The sequence below is a fragment of the Mesorhizobium sp. KR2-14 genome (assembly GCF_040049255.1).
GTDB lineage: Bacteria > Pseudomonadota > Alphaproteobacteria > Rhizobiales > Rhizobiaceae > Pseudaminobacter.
In genome coordinates this window covers 529,392-544,188 of record NZ_JBDZDR010000003.1, presented here as the reverse complement: position 1 = coordinate 544,188, position 14,797 = coordinate 529,392, and the positions used below count along the sequence as shown (strand labels likewise).

Sequence of the window (14,797 nt, the reverse complement as noted above, 5' to 3'; positions counted from 1 at the left end):
GGGAAACTGTCGGAGCGGCCGCGTGCCGGCGACCGCTCCGGATCGCACTTGAAACCTTATTGTTGGAGGAGACGAAATGCGACGGCAGCTTTTAACATCGAGTACCGCGCTTGTCCTGCTTGTCGGTGGAGGCAGTGCCCATGCCGGAATGGACGAGGCGAAGGCCTTCCTGGATAAGGAAATTGGTGATCTGTCCACGCTTGCGCGGGCGGATCAGGAAAAGGAGATGCAGTGGTTCATCGACGCCGCCAAGCCCTTCCAGGGCATGGAAATCAAGGTGGTGTCGGAAGCCATCACGACGCACCAGTATGAAGCGGACGTGCTGGCCCCCGCATTCTCTGCGATCACCGGCATCAAGCTGACCCACGACATCATCCAGGAGGGCGACGTCGTGGAGAAGATCCAGACCCAGATGCAGACCGGGCAGAACCTGTATGACGGATGGGTGAACGACTCGGACCTGATCGGCACGCACTGGCGCTATCAGCAGGTGCGCAACCTGACCGATTTCATGGCCAATGAGGGCAAGGACGTCACCAACCCGAACCTCGACCTGGACGACTTCGTCGGAACGTCCTTCACCACCGCGCCGGACAAGAAGCTCTACCAGCTTCCCGACCAGCAGTTCGCGAACCTCTATTGGTTCCGCTACGACTGGTTCAACGACGACAAGAACAAGGCCGACTTCAAGGCCAAATACGGCTATGACCTCGGCGTGCCGGTGAACTGGTCGGCCTATGAGGACATCGCCGAATTCTTTACCGGTCGCGATGTCGATGGCCAGAAGGTCTACGGCCATATGGACTACGGCAAGAAGGACCCGTCGCTCGGCTGGCGCTTCACCGACGCGTGGCTTTCCATGGCCGGCAATGGCGACAAGGGGCTGCCAAATGGCCTGCCGGTCGACGAGTGGGGCATCAAGGTCGACGAGAACTCGCGTCCCGTCGGCTCCTGCGTGGCGCGGGGCGGTGACACCAACGGACCGGCAGCGGTCTATTCGATCCAGAAATATCTCGACTGGCTGAAGGCCTATGCACCGGCCGAGGCCCAGGGCATGACCTTCTCCGAAAGCGGCCCGGTGCCGGCACAGGGCAACGTCGCCCAGCAGATCTTCTGGTACACGGCCTTCACCGCCGACATGGTCAAGCCCGGCCTGCCGGTGATGAACGAAGACGGGACGCCCAAGTGGCGCATGGCGCCAAGCCCGCACGGCGTCTACTGGAAGGATGGCATGAAGCTGGGCTACCAGGACGTCGGCTCATGGACGCTCATGAAGTCCACGCCGGACGACCGCGCCAAGGCCGCCTGGCTCTACGCGCAGTTCGTGACCTCAAAGACCGTGGACGTGAAGAAAAGCCATGTCGGCCTCACCTTCATCCGCGACTCCACGATCCATCACCAGAGCTTCACCGACCGTGCTCCACAGCTTGGCGGCCTCGTGGAGTTCTACCGCTCGCCGGCGCGGGTGCAGTGGTCGCCCACCGGCACCAACGTGCCGGACTATCCGAAGCTTGCGCAGCTCTGGTGGCAGGCAATCGGCGATGCTTCGTCCGGCGCAAAGACCGCGCAGGAAGCCATGGACTCGCTCTGCGCCGAGCAGGAGAAGGTCATGGCCCGCATCGAGAAGTCGGGCGTTCAGGGCGACATCGGCCCGAAGCTGGCCGAAGAACACGACCTCGAATACTGGAGCAAGGATGCCGCTTCGAAGGGCAATATTGCCCCGCAGTTTAAGGTCGAGAACGAGAAGGAAAAGCCGATTACCATCAACTACGACGAACTGGTAAAGAGCTGGCAGCAATAAGCCACCGGCTTGGGAGGGGCAGCGCCAGGCGCGCCGCCCTTCCCACATTCACCTGCGCATGGCGCAGCGCGAGCAACCGCTCCCCACAACCAAGAACAGGCAGGGGCCCGACGCACGCGGTTTTGCCGTGACTTATGGCCGGATATCGGCGGCGACTATTCGTCGTCGGAAGCCAGCGTCTTGACCAGTTCGATGATCTTGCGACGCACCTTCACATCCGAAATCTTGAAGAAGGCGCGGTTGAGCTGCAGCCCCTCGGGGCTGGTAACCAGATCCAGACCGAAGCCGGAGGAAGCATCTTCGGCAAAGCCCTTGCCTGCGCCTTCCTGGTTGGGAAAATCCTCGAAAAAAAACGACACCGGCACGTTGAGAATGGACGAAATCGCCTGCAGGCGGCTGGCGCCGACGCGATTTGTTCCTTTCTCGTATTTCTGGATCTGCTGAAAAGTAATTCCGAGCTGCTCGCCGAGGCTTTCCTGACTCATTCCAAGCATGTTTCGACGCAGCCGAATTCTGCTTCCGACATATATATCGGTCGGGTTCGGCTTTTTCTTGTTTTCCTTTTCCTTCATTTCGTCCTCGGCCGCCATTTCGGCATTATTCTATTTTTATTTTTCATCGATTAGCGAGCTGGCCTTCCCATTTCCTCCTGTCGCCGACCTCCCCCTTGGGCGGCGTACTATGAATCCCGCTCTGTCGGACTGTCAATTCGGGCGCAACCGTTGTCCAAGCCCCAGCCCGGCAGCGATGGCGCCAAAGAAAAACAGGATGACCAAACCATTAACGGAGTGCTTCCAGAACATTTGCTTGTCTTGTCGAACAAGCGGAACGACGGCATCGAGCACACCCCGGGCATTCATGGACAAGGCGTCTACAATTCGACCACGAGGATCGACCACTCCCGAAATCCCTGTATTGGCGGCTCGTATCAACGGCAACCCCGTTTCCACGGCACGTATCTGCGCCTGTCGGAAGTGCTGGTAGGGGCCCGGCGTATCGCCGAACCATGCGTCGTTCGTAACATTTACAATAATATCCGTTGACGCAAGGTCAACAGCCACCAGCGCCGGAAAGATAATTTCGTAACAGATGAATGGAAGCGCTTTCGCCCCTCCGGCAAGCGCGATCGGATGCCGTTCGTTGCCGGGCTCCAGGTTCATCGGTCCGGCGACGAACTGGCTGAGCCCGAAACTGGCGAACAGATCCGCAAAGGGTATGTATTCTCCGAAGGGAACGAGATGCAGCTTGTCCACCGCATCGACGATCTCGCCGGCGGCGTCGATGGCAACTACTGAATTGTAGTAGCGCGCATCGCTGCCGGTGCTTGCGCCTTCCTCGCGCATCGCGCCGGCGATCAGTGTCTGCCCATCGTGCAGCAGGTCGCCAAGCGCCACCAGCGCGTCCGGCCGCTCGGTGAAAAAGAACGGAACGGAGGTCTCGGGCCATAGGATCAGCTGCGGCCTTGCGCCTTCCTGTTCCGGCGCTCCCGACAGGTCCAGCATCGTACGGAAGATGCGATCGCGCACTTCGGCGTCCCATTTCTCGCTCAGGTCGATGCTGGGCTGCACGATGCGGACGGAAAGGTTTTCTCCATTCGCCTCGACCGGGGCATTGAGACGAACATAGCCGAAGGCCACGTGTGCGGCCATCAGAAGCGCGGCCAATGTGACGCCCAGCCGCAGATGCCGCTGCGAGGCCAGCAATGCCGGCATGGCGAACACGAAAACGGCCAGGGCGTTCATGCCGATCATGCCCACCACCGAAACGCTTTGCATCAGCAGCGGTATCGGCATGGCGGCATAGCCGATCGCATTCCACGGGAAGCCGGTGAACAGGAAAGTGCGCAGCCATTCGGCCAGCCCGAACCCGAAGGCCAGCGCGGCGATACGCCCGATGCCATCGCTCCAGACCAGGCGGGCCACGGCGCAGGCCAGGCCGTAGAACAGCGCAAGCAGCGCCGGAATGCCCACCACCGCCAGAGGCAGCGCCCAGGCGAAGCTGTCCGCCTCGACCAGTACGGCCCCGCCAATCCACCACAGCCCGGCAAGGAAATAGCCGAAGCCGAACCACCAGCCTGTCGCGAAGGCCGGCATGAGCCGTCGCATCGGGCCGGCGGGAGCGCTCGTCGCGCCATCGAGCAGCCACACCAGCACCGGGAAGGAAACGAGGCAGACCGCGAAGAAATCGAAGGGAGCCTGGGAAAGAACGGCGAGCGCGCCGGCAAGGAATGCCGTGAGCGCGCGCCGCCACCCCCACAGCAAAATTATCCGCCCTGCAAGGCGCTCCATCGGCGGCCCCTCATCGCGTGAATCACCCACGAAGGTCTATCAGCAAGAGGCCCACGCTCCAATGCTGCCGTCTCAGGCCTGTTCGGCGCGGGCGGCACGGCGGCGCCGGTCGCCCTTCTGGCTGTGGACGATGCGCACACGCTTGACGCGCCTTGGGTCGGCGTCGAGCACGTGGAACTCGAAGCCGGGGATCGCCTGGACAACCTCGCCCCGCGTCGGCACCCGGCCGAGCGTGTTGAAGATCATGCCGCCGATGGTGTCGACATACTCGCCATGCTCGCCGGCGGTGAAATCCTCGCCGATCATCTTGGCCACGTCGTCGATCTCGGCCTTGGCGTCGACCACGAAGACGCCCTCGCCGGTCTGGGTGATCAGCGGCTCTTCCTCGTCGTGCTCGTCCTCGATGTCGCCGACGACCATCTCCACGATGTCTTCAAGCGAAACCAGGCCATCGGTGCCGCCATATTCGTCGATCACCAGCGCCATCTGGGTGCGCGCTGCCTGCATGCGCGCCATCAGGTCGGAGGCCAGCATCGACGGCGGCACGAAAAGAACGGTGCGGATGAGATTCAGTTCTCCGAGCGTGCGCGTCAGGTCGACAGTGGCAAAATCAAGAGCCGCGCCGCCGACCGGTTTTTTGGACGACCTGCCCTTCTTCGTGCGCGCCAGCCTGGTGATGTGGGCGAGAACGTCGCGGATGTGGACCATGCCGCGCGGATCGTCCAGCGTCTCGGCATAGACCGGCATGCGCGAATGGCCCGATTGCTCGAAGACCACCATGAGATCGCCGAGGGTGGTGTTGAGCTCCACCGCTTCGATGTCGGCGCGCGGCACCATCACGTCCTCGACGCGCACCTCGCGCAGCCGCAGAATGTTCTTGAGCATCGCCCGCTCGCCGGGCGAAAAGTCTTCCGCTTCGGTGGCGCTTTCCGCCAGCGCATCGGTCAGATCGTCACGCAGGCTCGAGCCATTGCGGTGCCTGAACAGCCCAGCCAGGCGTTCCAGCAGCGAAGGCCGCTGAGAGCCGGGCTCGCTTGCGGCGCTGTTGAGCGCCGCATTGGGACTAGGGTCCTCTTCAGGGCTTTCTAGCGCGGAGGGCGCGCTGCCGACCTCCGATTTGGCGGCAGTGTCTGGTTTCTCGCTCATTGTCGTCCGGTTTGTTGCCTAATCTGTTACGCGTAAGGATCGGGGATCGCAAGTCTTGCGAGCGCACGGCGCTCGAATCCCTCCATCTCCTCCGCCTCCGCGTCGGTCTCGTGATCATAGCCCATGAGATGCAGGAAGCCATGAATCACCAGATGAATAATATGATGCTCGCGCGGCTTGCCTTCCAGTGCCGCTTCACGCTCGACCGTCTCGGCGGCAAGGATGATGTCGCCCATCATCGGCGGCAGCGGTGCACCGGGCTCGGTGGGAAAGGCCGGAAAGGAAAGCACATTGGTCGGCTTGTCCTTGCCGCGCCATTCCGCGTTCAGCACCTGAACGTGGGCATCGTCCGAAAAGACGAGGCTGAGCTCGGTGCCTGTCGGAGCGGTAGCGCCGGTTTCGGCAAGGGCTGCGGCCACTGCGCGGCGCGCCAGCGCCTCCAGCTCCTCCTCGGCGGGCCAGGCGCCAGCCTCCACCATCAGGTCGATCTCGACCGGAAGCGCTGCGGCGCCAATTTCCGCGGTGTTTTCCATCACGTCCCGTCAGCCGATCAGATTTCGGAACCGCCGAGGCCGCGCTCGATCTTGCCGTCGCGCTCGTAGGCCCGCACGATCTCCGCAACCAGCGGGTGGCGGACCACGTCGCTGTCGTTGAAGCGCACCGTCACCACCCCCGGCACGTTGTCGAGGATGCGCAGCGCCTCCACCAGGCCCGAGCGCGTGTTGGGCGGCAGGTCGATCTGACTCGGATCGCCGGTCACGATCATGCGCGAGTTCTCGCCCAGACGGGTCAGGAACATCTTCATCTGCATGGAGGTGGTGTTCTGGGCCTCGTCGAGGATGACGGCGGCATGGGACAGCGTGCGGCCGCGCATGAAGGCCAGCGGCGCGATCTCGATGACTTCAGCGGCAATCGCGCGCTCGACCTTGTCGGCAGGCATCATGTCGTAGAGCGCGTCGTAGAGCGGGCGCAGATAGGGGTCGACCTTCTCCTTCATGTCGCCGGGCAGGAAGCCGAGGCGCTCGCCAGCCTCCACCGCCGGACGCGACAGGATGATGCGCTCGACCATGCCGCGCTCCAGCAGCATGGCGGCGTGCGCCACCGCCAGATAGGTCTTGCCGGTGCCTGCGGGGCCGATGCCGAACACCAGTTCGGCCCGGTCCAGCGCGCGCATATAGGCGTCCTGGTTGAGCGAGCGGGCATAGATGGTGCGCTTGCGCGTGGAGATCTGCGCGGCCGCCACCCTGCCCTTGCGTTCCAGCGTCGGCAAGGTGAGCTGATCGTCGGGCGCTATGGCCAGGCGGATGGCGCCATCGACGTCGGATTGGGCGATCTCGGCCCCCTTCTGCAAGATGCCGTAGAGATGGTCCAGCGCGCGACGGGCCTGCTCTGCCGCGGCAGGATCGCCCTTGATGGTCAGCTTGTTGCCGCGCGAGTTGATGTCGACGCCGAGCTTCTGCTCGATACGGGCCAGGTTCTCGTCGAACTGGCCATAAAGCGCGCTGGCAAGCTTGTTGTCGTCGAAGGTCAGAACGATATGCGCCATGTCCGAGGCCCCTGAGGGCACTTTCTTCGCGTCGGCGTTCAACCGTATCTCCTCATCTCGGCGCCCTCAGACCCGCTCGGCGAACAGGCTGGCATGGCCCGTCTTCGTGATTCTTACCTGGATAATCTCACCAATTCCACCGGCGCCTTCATCAAGGATAACCGGCTGGAGCCAGGGCGAGCGGCCGACTATCTGCCCGGCCTGACGGCCTGGCTTCTCGATCAGCGTCTCGATCGTCTGGCCGACAAGGCTGCCGAGGAAAGCGTTCTGCTGCTCGTTGAGAAGCGCCTGCAGGCGCTGCAAGCGCTCGTCCTTCACCTCTTCGGCGACATGATCCTTCATTTCGGCGCCCGGCGTGCCGGGGCGCGGCGAATATTTGAACGAGAAGGCCTGCGCGTAGTTCACTGCGCGCACGATCTCCATCGTGTCCTCGAAATCGGCATCCGTCTCGCCGGGGAAGCCGACGATGAAGTCGCCCGACATGGCGATGTCGGGCCGTGCCGCCCGGATGCGCTCGATGAGGCGAAGATAGTCGGCCGCGGTGTGCTTGCGGTTCATGGCCTTCAGGATGCGGTCCGAACCCGCCTGCACCGGCAGGTGCAGATAGGGCATCAGCGAGGGCAGGCCGCGATGCGCCTCGATCAGTTCGTCGTCCATGTCGCGCGGGTGGCTGGTGGTGTAGCGCAGCCGCGCAATGCCGGGAATTTCGGCCAGGCGCAACAACAGCCGGCCAAGGCCCCATTCGCTGCCGTCAGGGCCCTCGCCGTGCCAGGCATTCACGTTCTGGCCAAGCAGCGTCACCTCGCGCACGCCCGCAGCCGCCAGGCGCTCGGCCTCGGCCACGATCTGGGCGACAGGGCGCGAAACTTCCGATCCGCGCGTATAGGGCACCACGCAGAAGGTGCAGAACTTGTCGCAACCTTCCTGCACGGTGAGGAAGGCGGTCACGCCGCGGCCGATGATCTCGGCGCGCCTGGGCTGCGGCAGGTGGTCGAACTTGTCTTCTAGCGCGTATTCGGTCTCCACGACCTTCTCGCCGCCGCGCACCTTCTTCAGCGCTTCCGGCAGGCGATGGTAGGTCTGCGGTCCGATCACCAGATCGACCGCCGGCGAGCGCCGAATGATTTCCCGGCCCTCGGCCTGCGCGACACAGCCGGCAACGCCGATCAGCATCTCGCTGCCATTCCTGGCCCGCTCAGCCTTCAGCTCGCGGATGCGGCCAAGCTCGGAATAGACCTTCTCGGCGGCCTTTTCGCGAATGTGGCAGGTATTGAGGAGCACCAGATCGGCTTCCTCGATCTCGCTGGTCGCAACATAGCCGTCAGCGGCCAGCGCGTCAGACATGCGCTGGGAATCGTAGACGTTCATCTGGCAGCCATAGGTCTTGACGAAAACCTTCTTGGCCACACCCGCCGCCCCTTCAAGGGTCTCGGCACCGTCCTGAGAAATCTGCTCCAGTTCCATGTCGCGGCTTCTAACGCTTTTCGATGGCAAAAAACAGACCAATCTTGACCGCGCGATCCCGCCCGCCAGGCTGCGACCGTGTCACGACCGGGGACCGCGCAAGGCCTGCTGCATCATCGTCCTGACCTGCGCTTCCATGCGGCGCGCGGTCTCCTTGCGGTTGGTGCCGGCCGAGAAGGCGACCGGCTCGCCAAAATGCACCTCCACATCCACCGCGCCTTCGGCGAGGAGGAGCTTGATATGCGGCAGCAGGTCCTGGTCGCCTATCCAGGCGGCGACGCGGCGGTGCTGGCGGCCCATGGGCAATCCATGCAGACGCGTGTAGCTGATTGCCACCGGCTGGATGAAAACCTGGTCGACCGCGCCTTCGTCAATGGCAAGTGCCGCCGCGCCGAACAGCGTGCTCTTGAACGGCAGTATAAGGTTGCCGTCGCCTGTCGTGCCCTCCGCGAAAAGCACCATCGCGTCGCCGGCTGCCAGGCGCGTGGCAATTTCGCTCGCCTGCTCGCCGGATTTGCGCTTGCGCTCGCGCTCGACGAAGACGCAGCGCTGCAGCCGCGCCATCCAGCCGATGAGCGGCCAGCGTGACATCTGCGACTTGGCGATGAAGGAGACGTCGTTGAACGACGCCAGCACCATCACGTCGGTCCAGGAAATGTGATTGGCCGCAAGCAGCAGCGGCCGCACCGGGGCGATTGTGCCGTGGACATGAACCCGGAAACCCAGCGCGCGCACGATGAGGCCGTGGCACCAGCGCCGCAGCCGGTTTGGCTGATAAAGGCCGGTCCTCATGCCGAGCGAAACCAGCGGCAACAGTGCGGCTAGGCCCATCGCCACCCAGAGGAACGCCAGCCATATCCGGATCGAAGAGATCATGCGCCGCGCGGTTCCTTCAGCCTGATCTCATATGGCGGCTAGCGAAGATCCCGGCGCATGACAAGGGCGCCGTTGGCCCCGTTGCCGCCGGTGCGGTAGTAGTCGGCGCGCTTGCCGACCTCGCGAAAACCGAGCCCGCTATAGAGCGCGATGGCGGCGGCATTGGTCTCGTCCACCTCGAGGAACAGCGCCTCGGCGCGCTGGGCGTGAAGTTCGCGCAGCACCGCATCCATCAGCCGCCAGCCGAGCCCCTGCCGCCGGTGCGAACGCGCCACCGCCACGGTCAGGATTTCGCCCTCGCCGGCCACCAGCCGCGCCAAGACGAAGCCGATGGGCGGGCCCTTGCCGCGGCCGACCTCGCGCGCGGCAAAGCCGAACACGGTTTCCTGCGCCAGGAGATCGGCGAACTCGCCCCCCGTCCACGGCCGTACGAAATCCTCGCGGTGCAGCGTGGAGATCGCATCGCTGTCCCTGACCGTCAGCGGCTCCAGCGAAAACTCGCGCGAGGTGACGAAGGGGATGCGCATCAGCCGCTCCTCGGCAGGACGAAGCCTGCCTGCGGCTTGGCATCCGGCTCGCGCAGATAAAGCGGTTTCGGGCGCTCACCCGGCTCCTTGCCCGCGGCCAGGCGGGCATAGGTGCCGATATCGGCCGTCGACCCGAGCGGGCCGACGCGATTGTTCTGCCCAGCTAGGGCGGCGGCGATCATTTCCGCCGCAGTGCCGGCAAGGGCAGCGGAATGTTCGGTCGCCAGCAACGTCGCGCGTTCGAGGTCGATCACCGCCGGGGCGAAAAGAACTGCGCCGACATTGTCGTAGACCGCGGCCTGAATTTCGCCGCGGCCGCTATCAAGCGCGGCAAGCACGGTGCACGGGCCATGCAGTGCCCGCGCCTCGGCGGCCAGCGCCTCAAGGGTGTTCACGCCGATAGCCGGAACGTTGAGCGCCAGCGCAAGGCCGCGCGTGGCCGAGACGCCGACGCGGACGCCCGTGAAGGAGCCCGGGCCGACCGAGACGGCGACGGCGCCGAGATCGGAAAAGCCCACGCCCGCCGCCTTCATCGCCTCCTCGATCACGCCCATCAGGTGCTCGGCGTGGCCCTTGCCGAGATCGAGCACCTGGCGGCCGAGCTCCTGCCCCGCCCCCGCGTCGTAGACGCAGGCAGCGCAGAGCCGGGCCGAGCAATCGATGGCGAGAAGCTTCATCGGGGGCGTGACCTTCGGGCGACTATTTGGTCGCCGCCCGGTCGCGCGCCTTCAGCTCCAGCCGGCGCCGGTGCAGCACCGGCTCGGTATAGCCGTTGGGCTGTTCGCGGCCCTTGAAGACGAGGTCGCAGGCGGCCTGGAAGGCGATGGAGTTGTCGAAGTCGGGCGCCATCGGCCGGTAGAGCGGGTCGCCCTCATTCTGCCGGTCGACCACCGCCGCCATGCGCTTCATCGTCTCCATCACCTGCTCATGCGTGACCACGCCATGGTGCAGCCAGTTGGCGAGATGCTGCGAAGAGATGCGCAGCGTGGCGCGGTCTTCCATCAGGCCGACATCGTTGATGTCGGGAACCTTGGAGCAGCCAACGCCCTGGTCGATCCAGCGCACGACATAGCCCAGGATTCCTTGCGCGTTGTTGTCGATCTCGTGCTGGATTTCTTCCGGCGTCCAGTTGGGCCGCACCGCGACTGGCACCGACAGGATGTCGTCGAGTTTTGCGCGCGGGCGGGTCTTCAGACGCTCCTGCACCGCGTGCACGTTGACCTTGTGGTAATGCGTGGCGTGCAGCGTCGCAGCCGTCGGCGAAGGCACCCAGGCGGTGTTGGCGCCGGCCTGCGGGTGCGCGATCTTCTGCTCCAGCATCGCCGCCATCAGGTCCGGCATGGCCCACATGCCCTTGCCGATCTGGGCGCGGCCGGAAAGCCCGCACTCCAGGCCGATGTCGACATTCTGCGCCTCGTAGGCGGAGATCCATGCCGCCTGCTTCATGTCGCCCTTGCGGATCATCGGACCGGCTTCCATCGAGGTGTGGATCTCGTCGCCGGTGCGATCGAGGAAGCCGGTGTTGATGAACACCACCCGGTCCTTCGCGGCGCGGATGCATTCCTTGAGGTTGACGGTGGTGCGCCGTTCCTCGTCCATGATGCCGATCTTGATCGTGTTCGGCGCCATGCCGAGCAGTTTTTCGACGCGCTCGAACAGCTCGACGGCAAAGGCCGCTTCCTCCGGCCCGTGCATCTTGGGCTTGACCACATACATGGAGCCGGCGCGCGAATTGGCGCGGCGGCCATTGGGGCCGACGTCATGCAGCGCGATGAGCGCGGTGACGGCCGCATCCATGATGCCCTCGGGCACCTCATTGCCGTCGCGGTCGAGAATGGCCGGGTTGGTCATGAGGTGACCGACGTTGCGCACCAGCATCAGCGAGCGGCCGGGCAGCATCAGCTTGCCGCCGTCCGGCCCGGTGTATTCGCGATCGTCGTTGAGCGTGCGCGTCAGGCTTTTGCCGCCCTTCTCGAAGGTCTCGGCAAGGTCGCCCTTCATCAGGCCGAGCCAGTTGCGATAGGCCAGTACCTTGTCTTCGGCATCGACGGCCGCGACCGAATCCTCGCAGTCCTGGATCGTGGTCAGCGCCGCTTCCAGCACGAGATCGGCGATGCCGGCCGGGTCGGTCTTGCCGATGGTGCTGTTGCGGTCGATGACGATCTCGACATGCAGGCCGTTCTTCGTGAGCAGCACCGCAGAAGGTGCGGACGCCTCGCCCCGGTAGCCGACGAACTGCGCCGGATCGGCCAGGCCGGTTTCGCCGACGGCCAGCTTTCCATCCTTCACGACAAGCGGGCCGGCCTCGGTCCACGAGCCCGACTGCAACGGCGCCGAGGCATCGAGGAAATTGCGGCCCCAGGCGATGACCTTTTCGCCGCGCTTGGGGTTGTAGCCCTTGCCCTTTTCCGCGCCATCCGTCTCGGAGATCGCGTCGGTGCCGTAGAGCGCGTCATACAGCGAGCCCCAGCGGGCGTTGGCGGCATTGAGCGCATAACGCGCATTCATGATCGGCACGACGAGCTGCGGACCGGCAACCGTCGCGATTTCCGGGTCGACGTTCCCGGTGGCGACCTGGAAGTCCGGTCCTTCTTCGACGAGATAGCCGATCTCCTTCAGGAAGGCGCGGTAGGCGGCCATGTCGGAGGGCGCACCGTTTTCCCGGTGCCAGGCATCGATCCGTTTCTGGATCTTGTCGCGTTTGGCCAGAAGAGCGCGGTTTTTGGGCGCAAGCTCGTGCACGATCTCCGACACCCCGGCCCAGAACGCATCGATGCCGACAAATCCGGTTCCCGGCAAAGCCTCCTGCGCCACGAAATCGTGAAGCTCCCGGGCAATCCTCAATCCCGACGCTTCGATCATACCGCTCATATTCCTCTCCTGATGCCTTCCGGGCGGACCAGTTAAGCCCGGCCCCGCTCAATAGTTCCGCGGCCTTTGACCACGTTGGTGTGGCAGGGTCAATTCATCCGCGGGTTTACCGGGCCGCAGGCGCATAATAATACGCGCGAAACAGGCTTGGATGAACCTGTCCTTCAGACGGCAATGCGCGGGCGGCCGGTGGCGACGGCCAGAATATGCGCCTCGATGAACATGCGCTGGCCGTCCACCATCGAGGCGCGCACATCATGCGTGACCTCGATCTCGGCGGCGTCGGTGCCGGCCTCCAGCGCGCGCTGGGCGGCAATCTTGCGGATCTCGGCATCGGCCACGCGGATGGCCTCTTCCTCGTCCAGAAAATCGCGGATGTCGTCGCCCGAAGCGACGCGGAATAGCCCTTCCTTGGGCTGGCTGACGCGCGCCTCGGCCGAGATGCGCACCTGGCCGACCACGGCACCCAGCGCATTGGCCACGTCCGTATCCTGCGGCACCACGCATTCGTTGCCTACGAAGCCCGGCAGGCCGGCGTAATGCAGCGGCGCGGAGGCGCCGAGGCCTATCACCGGGCGGTCGAGCGCAACGGCGAAGCGGGCGATGCCGCCCTGGCCGTCCACCGCGCGCTGCACCAGCGCATGGGCGACCGTTGCGGCGCCGTCCAGCCCGTCCTCGGCGAAGGCGGTTTCGAGGATCGCCTCGGCAGAGTTGCGTGTGACGGCCAGCAGCACTCTTTCCGCAAGCGCTTCCGGCGTTTCGCCGATCGGCTGGCCGCGACCATCGCGCTTGCGGGCGAAAATCTCGGCGCCAAGGCGGGCGGCAGCTACGTTCCAGTTGGTCTGGCGGCCGAGCGTGTGGGCGGCATCAGACGGCGTGAAGCCGACAACATGCACCAGCCCGCGCCCCACCAGCCGGTTGAGCGTGGCGTTCTGCGCGGTCGAGGTCAGCAGCTTGTCAAGCGGCAGCGGCACGGGGCCGATCACCTCGTAGAGCTTGGCTTCGGGTGCGGTGAGGCCGGCGGCGAGGCGTTCCGGCACGCCGGTGCGCATGGCAAAGCGGCCGTCCATGCGGCCCGGATTGGGCGCGCGCAGCTGCCGCTCGAGCTGGCCCAGCACTGCCTCGCCATGGTCGACGGCGGCAAGCGACAGCGGCACGACGCGGCGGGGGCCCAGCGTGATGCGCGGGGCCAGCCCGCCATCCTCCAGCCCGACCTCCGAATCCCCGCCGAGGCCGAAGGTGCGCATGGCCACCGCCTCGACCATGGTGCGAAAGCCGCCGACGGTGGCGCCTTCGGGGTCGAGCCGGGGGCGGCCATTGTCGAGCACGGCGACGTCGGTGGTGGTGCCGCCGATGTCCGACACGACGGCGTTGTCGAGGCCGGTCATGTGGCGGGCGCCGACGAGGCTGGCGGCGGGGCCTGACAAAATCGTCTCGATCGGGCGCTGGCGGGCGAACGCGGCCGAGACCAGCGCGCCATCGCCGCGCACCACCATCAGCGGCGCCTTGATGCCCCGCGCGGCCAAAAATCCTTCGGTGGCGGCGACCAGACGGTCGATCATCGAGATCAGCCGCGCATTGAGCAGTGTGGTCAGCGCCCGGCGCGGGCCGCCGAGTTTTGCGGACAGCTCGTGGCTGGCGGTGACGGGCAGGCCGGTTTTTTCACGGATCAGGTCGCGCGCGGCGATCTCGTGGGCCGGGTTGCGGGTGGCGAAGTAGGCGCAGACCGCGAAGCCCGACACGGTTTTCTCCAGCTCCGGCAGCGCCGCCTCCAGCGCGGCAAGGTCGAGCGGGGCGGCATTGCCATGCACGTCATGCCCGCCGCCGCAAAACACCACCGGGTCGGTGCCAAGCGCGGTTTTCAGCCCATCGCGGGCGAGATCGGCTTCCGAGAATCCGATCATGACCAGCGCCACGCGCCCGCCCTGCCCCTCGACCAAAGCGTTGGTGGCGAGCGTGGTCGACATCGACACCAGTTTTATCCCCGCCGGGTCGGCCTTGGCCTCCGAAAGCACCGCATCGACCGCGCCGGAAATGCCGACCGCCAGATCATGCCGCGTGGTGAGCGACTTTGCCTTGGCGGTGACGCCCGCGCTCTCCGACCACAACACCGCGTCGGTGTAGGTGCCGCCGGTATCGATGCCCAGAAAAAGGGGGCCGAGCAACAGCGGGGACGGCGGCGTGGGTTTTTCGGTCATGTCGCGGGCATTCCGGGGCGGTTGAACTCGCCCCTGCCCTTAGCCCACAAAGCCCGGCCACGGAAGCACCGCAAGGTTGA

The 14,797-nt window shown here is 65.1% G+C and carries 12 protein-coding genes; 1 reads left to right on the top strand and 11 read right to left on the bottom strand.

The annotated features are described in order from the left end of the window. Positions 1–76: 76 nt before the first annotated feature. Positions 77–1,801, top strand: coding sequence for an ABC transporter substrate-binding protein (locus ABLE86_RS11600; RefSeq protein WP_348779091.1), 1,725 nt, complete (start codon positions 77–79; stop codon positions 1,799–1,801). A gap of 155 nt (positions 1,802–1,956) precedes the next feature. Here the strand turns inward: ABLE86_RS11600 and ABLE86_RS11595 are convergent, their stop codons facing one another. From ABLE86_RS11595 to ABLE86_RS11545, 11 genes are all read right to left on the bottom strand, one after another. After that, a complete protein-coding gene (locus ABLE86_RS11595; protein WP_348779229.1) occupies positions 1,957–2,373 on the bottom strand; it encodes a helix-turn-helix transcriptional regulator in 417 nt (138 codons plus the stop codon). A gap of 132 nt (positions 2,374–2,505) precedes the next feature. Beyond that, positions 2,506–4,089 carry an apolipoprotein N-acyltransferase gene (gene lnt, locus ABLE86_RS11590; RefSeq protein WP_348779090.1) on the bottom strand — a complete coding sequence of 528 codons (1,584 nt, stop codon included), beginning with the start codon at positions 4,087–4,089 and terminating at the stop codon, positions 2,506–2,508. 72 nt (positions 4,090–4,161) lie between these two features. Then, positions 4,162–5,235, bottom strand: coding sequence for a hemolysin family protein (locus ABLE86_RS11585; RefSeq protein WP_348779089.1), 1,074 nt, complete (start codon positions 5,233–5,235; stop codon positions 4,162–4,164). A 26-nt stretch (positions 5,236–5,261) separates the two neighbouring features. Then, on the bottom strand, positions 5,262–5,768 hold the full coding sequence (gene ybeY, locus ABLE86_RS11580; protein WP_348779228.1) for an rRNA maturation RNase YbeY: 507 nt from the start codon (positions 5,766–5,768) through the stop codon (positions 5,262–5,264). A gap of 17 nt (positions 5,769–5,785) precedes the next feature. Continuing rightward, on the bottom strand, positions 5,786–6,781 hold the full coding sequence (locus tag ABLE86_RS11575) for a PhoH family protein (RefSeq protein WP_348779227.1): 996 nt from the start codon (positions 6,779–6,781) through the stop codon (positions 5,786–5,788). Between the two features lie 66 nt (positions 6,782–6,847). Then, on the bottom strand, positions 6,848–8,245 hold the full coding sequence (gene miaB, locus ABLE86_RS11570; protein WP_348779088.1) for a tRNA (N6-isopentenyl adenosine(37)-C2)-methylthiotransferase MiaB: 1,398 nt from the start codon (positions 8,243–8,245) through the stop codon (positions 6,848–6,850). Positions 8,246–8,326: 81 nt separating this feature from the next. Then, positions 8,327–9,121, bottom strand: coding sequence for a lysophospholipid acyltransferase family protein (locus ABLE86_RS11565; RefSeq protein WP_348779087.1), 795 nt, complete (start codon positions 9,119–9,121; stop codon positions 8,327–8,329). Between the two features lie 38 nt (positions 9,122–9,159). Beyond that, positions 9,160–9,648, bottom strand: a complete 489-nt coding sequence (locus ABLE86_RS11560; RefSeq protein WP_348779086.1) for a GNAT family N-acetyltransferase — start codon at positions 9,646–9,648, stop codon at positions 9,160–9,162. After that, the gene (gene tsaB / locus ABLE86_RS11555; protein ID WP_348779085.1) at positions 9,648–10,325 is read right to left on the bottom strand and encodes a tRNA (adenosine(37)-N6)-threonylcarbamoyltransferase complex dimerization subunit type 1 TsaB; all 678 of its coding nucleotides are present in this window, start codon (positions 10,323–10,325) and stop codon (positions 9,648–9,650) included. The genes ABLE86_RS11560 and tsaB overlap by 1 nt, the downstream gene beginning before the upstream one ends. 22 nt (positions 10,326–10,347) lie before the next feature. Then, entirely contained in the window at positions 10,348–12,519 is a 2,172-nt protein-coding gene (locus tag ABLE86_RS11550; RefSeq protein WP_348779084.1) for a malate synthase G, read from the bottom strand. 164 nt (positions 12,520–12,683) lie between these two features. After that, positions 12,684–14,717 carry a hydantoinase/oxoprolinase family protein gene (locus tag ABLE86_RS11545; protein ID WP_348779083.1) on the bottom strand — a complete coding sequence of 678 codons (2,034 nt, stop codon included), beginning with the start codon at positions 14,715–14,717 and terminating at the stop codon, positions 12,684–12,686. Positions 14,718–14,797 lie beyond the last annotated feature (80 nt).